The sequence below is a fragment of the Streptomyces calidiresistens genome, assembly GCF_014141525.1.
In the GTDB taxonomy this organism is placed as follows: Bacteria; Actinomycetota; Actinomycetes; order Streptomycetales; family Streptomycetaceae; genus Streptomyces; species Streptomyces calidiresistens.
Genome location: NZ_VKHS01000204.1, coordinates 1 through 7,504, shown reverse-complemented (window position 1 = coordinate 7,504; position 7,504 = coordinate 1). Strand labels below are relative to the sequence as shown.

The following is a 7,504-nucleotide window of genomic DNA, read 5'->3' as shown; positions in this document are numbered from 1 at the left end:
GCGGACGACGTCCGTCGCGGCGGGCCGGGACGCGGGGCGGCGGGCGGTGAGGGGCCAGACCAGCGTGGTGGCGCCCCAGGAGAGTCCGGCCCCGAACCCGGCGAGCAGCACCCGCCGACCCGCCGTGAGCGCGCCCGAGCGGTGCTCCTCGTCGAGCAGCAGCGGGATCGAGGCCCCCGCGGTGTTGCCGACGTGCTCGATGTTGGCGGCCCGCCGCTCCGGGGGGATCGCCAGGGCCTCGCCGAGTGCCGTGCCGATCCGGGCGTTGGCCTGGTGCGTCACCAGGCGGTCCACGTCCCCCGGTCGCCAGCCGGCGCGTTCCAGGGCGGTCCGGGAGGCTTCCGTCATCCGTGTCACCGCCTCGCGGTAGACCCGGGAGCCCTGTGTCATCCGCAGGTGGCGGGGGTGCTCCCCGGTCGGTTCGCGTCGACGGGAGCCGCCGGCGGGCACGTTCAACAACTCCTGTCCCCGGCCGTCGCTGCCCAGCACGATGGGGCCGATGGCCCCGGGTTCGTCGGGCTCGCCGGCCCGCAGGACCACGGCGCCCGCGCCGTCGCCGAACAGCACCGCGGTGGCGCGGTCGCGGGGGTCGATGAGGGTGCTGAACGCCTCGGCGGCGATGAGCAGGACGCGCTCGGCGGTTCCCGTGGCGATCAACCCGGCGGCGCTCGCCAGGCCGTAGAGGAACCCGGCGCACACCGCCGACACGTCGTGGGCGGCGACCTCGCCGAGCCCCAGACGGGTGGCGACATCGGGAGCGGTGGCCGGGCAGAGCCGGTCGGGGGTGGTGGTGGCGAGCACCACCGCGTCGACCGTGCCGGGGCCGGCCGAGGCCAGCGCGCGCCTGCCCGCCTCCACCGCGAGATCCGAGGTGGCCATCCCGGGGGCCACCCGTCGGCGTGAGGCGATACCGGTGCGTTGCCGGATCCAGGTGTCGTCGGTGTCGAGCACGGCCTCCAGATCGGCGTTGGTGACCGTGTCGGGCGGCAGCCAGGATCCGATGCCGGTGAGGACCGCCGCACGGGGGTGTCGGTGGTGCATGCCAGTCGTGACTCCTAGGTCGGATGACGCCGGGAACGGCGTGCCGGGGTCGGGGCGCCGGGAGGTGCCGCGCGTCGGCGGAACGATGCCGGACCGTGCGGCGGACCCCGCCGCACGGTCCGGCATCGGCCCGCGGGGCCGGGGCCGAATTTCCCGCCGGTCAGCCTGCCACCGGCCGGGCGGGACGAACAAGAACAGAAATCGGAAAAGAGCGCCGACGGTTTTTCCGGGAACCCGAAATCCGGCGCCCTCCCTTGCGCGCGGCCTTCCCGGTGGGGTCGGGGACGGGGCGCCCACCGGGCCGTCGACGCGGAATTCCGTTATCCCGAAGGTCGCCGGAAAAGATTTCCGAATGTTGTCATTGCCCGCCGGGTCCTTTCGCTGCAAGGCTCGGATGCCGAAGCGACGTCGTGCGTCGCCACCCCGGTTCGGCCCCGGGGCGGGGTCACCCGCTCCCCGCCGGAATCGGCGACGGCACACGCCCCCACCGGCCGGTCGTGCCCGTCCCGGATTCCCGGCATCGCCTTCCTTCACCGCTCGGGGAACCCGCGGGGCTGTGCCCCTCCGTGCCCACGCGCCCGTACGAATGAGGTGGAAACACGTGGAAGCCAGGCGACAAGACGACTTCGTCGGCATTCTCCGCCAACACGCCGGGGCCGCCCCCGACAGGACCGCGTTCACCTTCCTCGAAGGCGAATTGGAGGTCTCGGACACCCTGACCTACGGCGAACTGGATCGACGTGCCGCCGCCCTCGCCGCGCGGCTGCGCGAGCACCTCGAACCCGGCGACAGGGCCCTGCTGCTCCACCCGGCGGGAACGGATTACGTGGTGGCGTTCTACGCCTGTCTCTACGCCCGGGTCATCGCCGTTCCGCTGTACACCCCGCAGCGCCGCACGGTGCCGACCGTGGAGGCGATCGCCGAGGACTGCCGGGCGACGGCGGTCCTCACCACCTCGCGCAATCTCTCGCGTCGCTCGCTGTTCGCCGACGGATCGCGACCGGCGACGATCCCCTGGCTGACGACCGACACGGGGGCCGACGAGCCCGGTGCCCCCACCGTCCCGATGGTGGACGAGGGGATCACGCCGCGGACCATCGCCTACCTCCAGTACACCTCGGGCTCCACCTCCACCCCCAAGGGGGTGGTGATCACCCATCACAACGCCGTGCGCCAGTGCGCGGAGGCGGCCGCCGCCTGGTCGTTCGACGCCGACAGCCGGTGGGTGGCCTGGCTGCCCCACTTCCACGACTACGGGCAGATCGGTTCGGTGATGCTGCCGGTCTTCGCCGGCGCCGCGAGCGTCATGATGGCCCCCGCCACGTTCGTCCGTCGCCCGCTGCGCTGGCCGCGCGCGATCAGTGAGTACCGGGGCACCCACACCGGGGCCCCCAACTTCGCCTACGACCTGTGCGTCGAGGCGATGGAGGAGGCCGAACGTTCCGGGACCGCACCGGAGCTGGACCTGAGCACCCTGGTGATCGCAGGCAACGGCGCCGAACCGGTGCACCTCGCCACCCTGGAGCGTTTCGCCGAGGCGTACGCCCCCCACGGCCTGGACCCCGCCGCGCTCTGCCCCTCCTACGGGCTGGCCGAGGCCACCCTGCGGGTGACCAGCACGCCCTACGGCGGGCCGGTGCGCAGCGGCACCTTCGCGACGGCCGTGCCGGGCGCTCCCGTGATGCCGAGCGACGATCCCCGCACGCGCCCGCTGGTCGCCGTCGGCGGTGTCATCGGCGACACCGGGATCGCGGTGGTGGACCCCAAGACCCGCCGGCGGCTGCCGAGCGGGCACGTGGGGGAGATCTGGGTCACCGGTCCGATCGTCTCCCCCGGCTACTGGGAGCGCCCGGAGGAGAACGAGAGGACCTTCGGGGCGGAGATCGAGGGCGAGAGCGGCACCGCGTACCTGCGCACCGGGGACCTCGGCTTCGTGCAGGACGACGCGCTGTACGTCTGCGGTCGCATCAAGGACGTGGTGATCGTCAACGGCACCAACCACTACCCGCAGGACCTCGAACGCACCGCGGAGGAGAGCCACCCCGCGGTCCGCCGCGGCCACACCGCCGCCTTCGGCGTCACCGACGGCGGGACGGAGTTCCCCGTGGTCGTCGTCGAGACCCCCCGGCACGACGCCGCGTCCCCGCGGGAAGTGGCCCGGGAGGTCCGGGAGGCCGTGTGGCGCGCTCACGACCTGATCGCCGGGGTGCTCGTCACCGAGACCGGAGCGGTTCCCGTGACCACCAGCGGCAAGGTGCGGCGCGCCCGCGCCCGCGAGGAGTTCCTGGCCGACGCGCTCCCGGTGAAGGCCCGACTCGACGCCGTCGCGCCGGGGGCGTCGAACGAGCCGACCGGCACGGCACGGCCGGACCGACCGACTCGGAGCGTCCCCTCCGCCGCCGACGCCCTGCGCGGCGCCTGCCTGGCCCGGGTCACCGAATGGCTGGCCGACGAGCTGCCGGCGGGCACGGCGGTGGACCCGGCCAGGAGCCTGGCGGACCACGGGACCTCCTCCCTCCAACTGTTGGAGCTCCACGGAGTGCTGGAGGACTGGAGCGGGGGCGACCTGCCCCCGGAGGTGATGTGGGAATCGGAGTCGATCGACGATCTCGCCGCCCGGGTCGCCGCCCGGATGGTGGGGACCGGACCGAAGGGAGCGGACCGATGAGGCTGGCCGCCGTCGCCGCAGCGCTGCCCTCGCGGCGCGTGAGCAACGCCGACATCCTGGAGATGGTGCGCGAGCACAGCGCCGCCGTCATCGAGGGGGACCTCGACGAGGCGGTGAAGAAGGTCCGTTTCTGGCTCGCCTACTGCGGATCGGAGAACCGTCGCTAGGCCGCCGAGGGGGAGCGTCCGCTGGACCTGCTGACCCGGGCCGGCCGGGAGGCGATGGAGCGGGCCGGGGTGACGCCCGAGGGCGTCGACGTGCTGATCTACACCGGCATCGGCCGCGGTTTCCTGGAGCCCGGCGGCGCCTACCACGCGGCGGCCGCGCTCGGCACGCTGCGGGCCCAGTGCTTCGACGTGATCGACGCCTGCATGAGCTGGGTCCGCGCGGTCCAACTGGCCGAGGGGCTGTTCGCCTCCGGTGCCTGCCGGACCGCGATGATCGTCAACGCGGAGTTCAGCCTCCACTCCGGCGGCCCCGTCTACCCGGGGGTGTTCGCGCTCCCCGACGCCGACGCCGTCTCCTGGAGCTTCCCCGCCTACACCGTCGGTGAGGCCGCCACCGCGACCGTCCTCACCGCCGACGGCGGCCGACCGTGGTCGTTCGCCTTCTCCTCCCGTCCCGACCTCGCCGACCTGTGCAACATCCCGCTCGAGGGCCACGAGGGGTTCTGCGCGCCCTCGGAGAAGGTCGCCCGGAACGGGGTGGGCCGCTTCACCTCCTTCGGTTTCGAGTTGCACGAAGCCGCGCGTTCCGAGGCGGTCGAGGTCCTCAAGCGGCTCGATCCGCCGACGGACGAGATCGGGGCCGTCTTCACGCACGCCTCGGCCAGGCGCTTCTGGCAGGAGATGGCGGACTCGGTGGGGCTGGGCGACCGCGTTTTCCACGTCTTCCAGGAGACCGGGAACATCGTCTCGGCCTCGGTGCCCACCGCGATCGCGGGTGCCGTCGAGGAGGGGAGACTCCGCCGGGGCGACCGCGCCCTGGGATGGGTCGGCAGCGCCGGTATGTCGTTCAGCGCCTTCTCCTTCGTGTACTGAGCGCGTGGGAGAGGACGGACCCGGAAACCGGGAATTCGGGAATTCGGAGAGGACCAACGTGGCGAATCTTCCGCTGAAACCGCTCACCCACGCCCTGGGGAGCGCTGTCGGCTACGGTGTCTCGCGCCTGCGTCGGCCCCGCGCCGACCACCGGGAGGAGGAGGCCCGGCGGGTGCTGGAGTGCCTGGTCGAGGCGGGGCCCATCTACATGAAGCTCGGTCAGCTCATGGCCACCCGGTCCGACCTGGTGCCCGCCGAGTGGGTGGAGAGCCTGCGCACGCTGCAGGACGACGGCCCCCACATGGACGAGGTCGCGACCCGGGCCGCCGTGGAGAGGGAACTGCGCGCCCCGCTCAACAGCGTCTTCCGCGAGTTCGACCCGACGCCGGTGGCCAGCGGTTCCGTGGCCCAGGTGCACCGGGCGCGGTTGATCGACGGTCAGGAGGTCGCCGTCAAGCTGGTGAAGGACGGTGTGCCCGAGCACATCGAGCGGAACCTGCGGCTGATGGGCCGCGGGGTGCGGGCGGCGGAACGGCTCGTCCCGGCCGTCGCCGCCGCCGACGGGACGCGCCGCTTCACCGAGGTGGCCCACCTGTTCCGCTCGCAGGCGGACATGATCCTGGAGGCGACCCGGCAGAAGCAGGTGTACCGGAACTTCGCCGGCCACCCGTATGTGCGCGTGCCGCGGGTCGTGCCCGAGCTGGTCACCCCGCGCCTGCTCGCCATGGAGTACATGCACGGCATTCGCGGCAACGAGGCCCACCGGGTCGACATGGAGCCGGCGCGGTTGGCCCGCCGGCTCCAGGACACCATCTACACGATGCTGTACATGCACGGCGTCGCGCACGGCGATCCGCACCCCGGCAACATCCTCTTCTCCGAGTCCGGTGAGCTGATCCTGCTCGACTACGGCATCACCGTGGAGCTGACGGAGGACGAGAAGTGGGGGCTGTCCTCCTTCTACTACGCCTGCACGCGCAAGGAGTGGGAGGTCGCCGCCCGCCGCTTCACCGAGCACTTCGTGGAGGGCCGCGAGCGCCTGCGCGGCCGGGAGAAGGAGTACACCGCCGAGCTCGTCGCGGTGCTGGAGCACCACTTCGACCTCGTCTCCGACCGTTGGTCCACCGTGGGGTACTTCCGTGACGTCAGTGCCGTCCTGCGCACATACGGCGCGCGGTACACCACGAGCTTCACCAAGGTGGAGCTGGTCTTCCTGTCCTGCGAGGGCTTCGCCTCCCAGCTCGACCCGGACATCGACATCTGGCGGAACGCCCGGAAGTTCACCGACCGGTACTCGCCCTACATGAGCCGTGAGATCCGCGCCCGCTTCGACGAGCGGTTCGCCGAGCAGATCCCCGGCTCGCTGCGGATGCGGGACCGTGCCGACAGGGTTCTGGTGGCGCCGACCCACATGCACCGCTACTTCTTCCCCAGCACCTACCCGCTGTTCGTGCGGGAGGCGCGCGCCGGCCGGGTGACGGATGTCGACGGCAACGAGTACGTGGATCTCTCCGGCGGGTACGGGCCGCACATCCTGGGGTACGCGCACCCGGTCGTCACCGAGGCGATCACCTCCGCCGCGACCGCCGGTCCGGTCAACGCCATCGGCAACGAGCCGGAGGTCGAGTTCGCCGAGCTCCTGGTCGACTCGCTGCCGGGCGCGGAGCGCGCGCTGCTGTGCAATTCCGGTACCGAGGCCGCCCTGACGGCCATCCGGCTCTGCCGCGCCCACCGCAGGCGGGACACGGTGGTGAAGTTCGAGGGGCACTACCACGGCTTCTCCGATCAGGGGATGGTGAGTTCGTGGTTCCGGTTCACCGGTGACAAGCACGCCCCCGAGCCGATCGCCGGGTCGCTCGGCTCCCAGCGGGCGGTGGTCAAGGGCACCCGGGTGCTCCAGTACGGCGACATCGGCGGCCTGGACCGTCTGCGGGCGGAGGCCGACGACCTGGCGTGCGTGGTCGTCGAACCCCTGCCGTCCTCGACCGCCACGCTGGACCGCGAGTTCCTCACCGCCCTGCGGGAGCGCTGCACCGAATGGGGCGTCCCGTTGATCTTCGACGAGGTGGTCACCGGTTACCGGGTCACCTACGGCGGTGCGCAGAGCCTGGTCGACGTCCAACCGGACCTCACCCTGCTGGGCAAGATCATCGGGGGCGGGCTGGCGTGCGGCGCGGTGGTCGGCCGGGCCGACCTGGTGGAGATGTGCCGGAGCACCGAGGACCCCTTCCTCGACTACGAGCAGCGGGCCTTCGCCGGGGGTACGCTCAGCGGCAATTCCCTGACCTGCCGCGCCGGCGCGGCCGTGTTGCGGCATCTGCGCGACAATCCGCACCTGTACCGGGAGCTGGAGGAGAAGACGGAGCGGCTGCGCGATGAGTTGATCGAGAGCACCCGCAAGCGGGGCATCCCCTGCCGGGTCGGTGCCCGCGGGGCGATCTTCTCCCTCAACTTCAGCCACCGATCGGCGGGCGTCTACCGCGACCGCATGGCCGGCAGCAACTTCAAGGCGACGATCGCGCTGGCCTACTACATGCGCCGACACGGCGTGTACATCCCGGAGCTGCACAGCTTCCTCCTCAGCACCGCGCACACCGACGACGATCTCGCGGTCGTCGGCAAGGCGTTCGACCTGAGCGTGGCCGAGATGGCCGACGACGGGTTCTTCGTGACGTGACCGGGGCACCCCTCCCCGCTGCGGCTCCCGGTCCCGCCCCGGGCCGCGCGGACGGACGGCCCCGGCACCCCTCCACCC

The 7,504-nt window shown here is 72.3% G+C and carries 5 protein-coding genes; 4 read left to right on the top strand and 1 reads right to left on the bottom strand.

The annotated features are described in order from the left end of the window. Positions 1-1,041: beta-ketoacyl-ACP synthase III (locus tag FOE67_RS11005; RefSeq protein WP_182663074.1), on the bottom strand; the 1,041-nt coding region annotated here is incomplete at its 3' end. Between the two features lie 601 nt (positions 1,042-1,642). Here FOE67_RS11005 and FOE67_RS11000 point away from each other — a divergent pair. The 4 genes from FOE67_RS11000 to FOE67_RS10990 are packed head-to-tail and all read left to right on the top strand — an operon-like array spanning position 1,643 to position 7,426. Further along, complete coding sequence (locus FOE67_RS11000) at positions 1,643-3,709, top strand: AMP-binding protein (protein WP_182663072.1); 2,067 nt, start codon at positions 1,643-1,645, stop codon at positions 3,707-3,709. After that, on the top strand, positions 3,706-3,876 hold the full coding sequence (locus FOE67_RS29180; RefSeq protein ID WP_228473764.1) for a hypothetical protein: 171 nt from the start codon (positions 3,706-3,708) through the stop codon (positions 3,874-3,876). Before FOE67_RS11000 ends, FOE67_RS29180 begins: the two co-directional genes overlap by 4 nt. Before the next feature lie 54 nt (positions 3,877-3,930). Further along, on the top strand, positions 3,931-4,749 hold the full coding sequence (locus FOE67_RS10995) for a 3-oxoacyl-[acyl-carrier-protein] synthase III C-terminal domain-containing protein (RefSeq protein ID WP_228473763.1): 819 nt from the start codon (positions 3,931-3,933) through the stop codon (positions 4,747-4,749). A gap of 58 nt (positions 4,750-4,807) precedes the next feature. Continuing rightward, positions 4,808-7,426: an aminotransferase class III-fold pyridoxal phosphate-dependent enzyme gene (locus tag FOE67_RS10990; RefSeq protein ID WP_323384701.1), complete on the top strand. Its 2,619-nt coding sequence runs from the start codon at positions 4,808-4,810 to the stop codon at positions 7,424-7,426. Positions 7,427-7,504 lie beyond the last annotated feature (78 nt).